This is a genomic window from Leptolyngbya sp. FACHB-36 (assembly GCF_014695955.1).
GTDB lineage: Bacteria > Cyanobacteriota > Cyanobacteriia > Leptolyngbyales > Leptolyngbyaceae > FACHB-36.
Genome location: NZ_JACJPG010000069.1, coordinates 1 through 1921, shown reverse-complemented (window position 1 = coordinate 1921; position 1921 = coordinate 1). Strand labels below are relative to the sequence as shown.

The 1921-nt window shown below is 57.1% G+C and carries 4 protein-coding genes; all 4 read left to right on the top strand.

Annotation, left to right across the window (positions count from 1 at the left end; genetic code table 11):
* Positions 1-519, top strand: a 519-nt coding sequence (locus H6F43_RS00970) for an alpha/beta hydrolase (RefSeq protein ID WP_190340163.1), incomplete at its 5' end; no start/stop codon positions are given.
* A 68-nt stretch (positions 520-587) separates the two neighbouring features.
* The gene (locus tag H6F43_RS00965; RefSeq protein WP_190340162.1) at positions 588-962 is read left to right on the top strand and encodes a VOC family protein; all 375 of its coding nucleotides are present in this window, start codon (positions 588-590) and stop codon (positions 960-962) included.
* 44 nt (positions 963-1006) lie between these two features.
* Complete coding sequence (locus H6F43_RS00960) at positions 1007-1261, top strand: hypothetical protein (RefSeq protein ID WP_190340161.1); 255 nt, start codon at positions 1007-1009, stop codon at positions 1259-1261.
* 19 nt (positions 1262-1280) lie between these two features.
* The coding region (locus H6F43_RS00955) for a 5-formyltetrahydrofolate cyclo-ligase (protein ID WP_190340160.1) at positions 1281-1921 on the top strand (641 nt) is incomplete at its 3' end.

Genomic DNA, 1921 nt, shown 5'->3' with positions numbered 1-1921 from the left:
GTGGGCGCGTCGATGGGCGGTGCGGCGGCGATCGATTTTGCGCTGACTCATCCAAACGCGGTTAAAAAACTGGTGCTAATTGACAGCGTTGGCTACACAGGTCCCCCCGAATACGTCCAGTTTCTCTTTCCGCCGTTGGACTATGTTGCTGTGGAATATCTGCGTCAGCGCAAACTGAAAGCGCTGGAGATTAGCACCTTAACCAACGCCGCTCCTGCCCTGCTGGATTTGCTGCGGTGCTCACTGCTGCATACCGAAATGGCAGGCTGGCACGACTCCATGATCGCCTTTACGAAAAGCGGCGGCTATGGCTTCCTTGCCGATCGAATTCGGCAAATCACTCAGCCGACTCTGATCCTGTGGGGCGAATCAGACGACGTGCTGGGCACCGCAGACGCCGATCGATTTCATCGAGAGATTGCCAACAGTCGGCTTATTTGGATTCAGAACTGCAAGCATGTCCCCCAGATTGAGCAACCGGAAGCCACCGCACACTACATATCAGAGTTTGGTTTTTAGAGTTTCCCGTGCTTGATTTTCTGCCCGCCTTTATACTGAGCGGTGGAAGCATTTCTAGGAGACCGTGAATGGCAGCCGAGTTTAAGCACGTCATGCTGATGGTGAAGGATATTCCTGCAACGGTAAAGTTTTACAGCGAAGGGCTAGGATTAAGCGTCCGGATGGCGAGTCCCGGCTGGGCAGAACTCGACGCCAACGGCACGACGATCGCCCTCCACGCGGCTGAAAGCACCTCAACCACGGGAGACTCTCCGATTCTGAGCTTCCATGTGGAGGACGTGTACGCCGCGCTGTCTAAGCTAGAAGAACTGGGCGCGACGCTCGAAGGTCGTGTGCGGGAACCCGCGTTTGGCAAAGTGGCTGCCGTTCGTACGCCTGATGGTCACTTGCTTAGCCTGTTGCAACCTGTGGCGCAGCCGACTGGCGCAAGTATGGCGCACTAAGAATCCTCTTGAACGTTTGTTTAAACCCTTCTAGCGGTGCTGGTATGGACTCTTACACTCCCGTCAGTTGTGACTTCCACGATGAGCTAGAGGCGATCGCCACCTTGCGTCAGAGCTGTCAAATTGTCTACCGCGATAGCGCCAACGAGACCGTCGAGGCTCAGAGCCGCATTGTCGATGTCTACGCCAAAGACCATGCCGATTACGTCAAGCTGGAAGACGGAACCGTGATCCGGCTCGATCTCGTCGTCTCGGTTAATGGCAAGCTTGCCTCCGCCTATGCTGAGTCGGAATCCTGAGTAGGAACGCGATCGCCCGATGTCTGAAGCGAATACGGAATGGAGCGGTCGTCATGCGGACAAAGACAGCCTCAGAACAGACGTTTGGTCGCGCCTGAAGCAGGCGCAGGTCGCCGTCCGTGACCCGTTCGGTCACATCCCCAACTTTGTCGGTGCTGCACAGGCAGCAGATCGTCTTGCCGCTTTACCCAGTTGGCAGCAGGCGACGATCGTCAAGTGCAACCCTGATTCGCCACAGGCTCCTGTTCGGCTGCGGGCATTGGAAGCGGGCAAACGGCTGTATATGGCGGTTCCTCGGCTGACTAGCCGCCACTGCTTTGTGGAATTGCACGCCGACGCAATGCAGCAGCGCGGGATTCCGCTCAAGCAAGCGGCGACGATGAAAACGGCATTGAGTGTGGGACGTCTGGTCAGCTTTGAGGAAATGGCGGCGATCGATCTCGTGGTCGTTGGCTGCGTCGCGGTTGCACGGCAGGGTGGACGGACAGGTAAGGGAGCCGGATTCGCCGATCTAGAACTGGCAATGCTGCAAGAGTTTGACTTGGTGCAGCCGCAAACTCCGATCGTCACGACCGTCCATCCGCTCCAAATCGTAGACAGCTCCCGCTTACCCATGCAGAGCCACGACTGGGCGATCGACTGGATCGTCACGCCCGATGA

Coding starts and splice junctions, on each gene's coding strand:
- H6F43_RS00965 (WP_190340162.1), top strand. CDS start 588: ATGGCAGCCGAGTTTAAGCACGTCATGCTGATGGTGAAGGATATTCCT.
- H6F43_RS00960 (WP_190340161.1), top strand. CDS start 1,007: ATGGACTCTTACACTCCCGTCAGTTGTGACTTCCACGATGAGCTAGAG.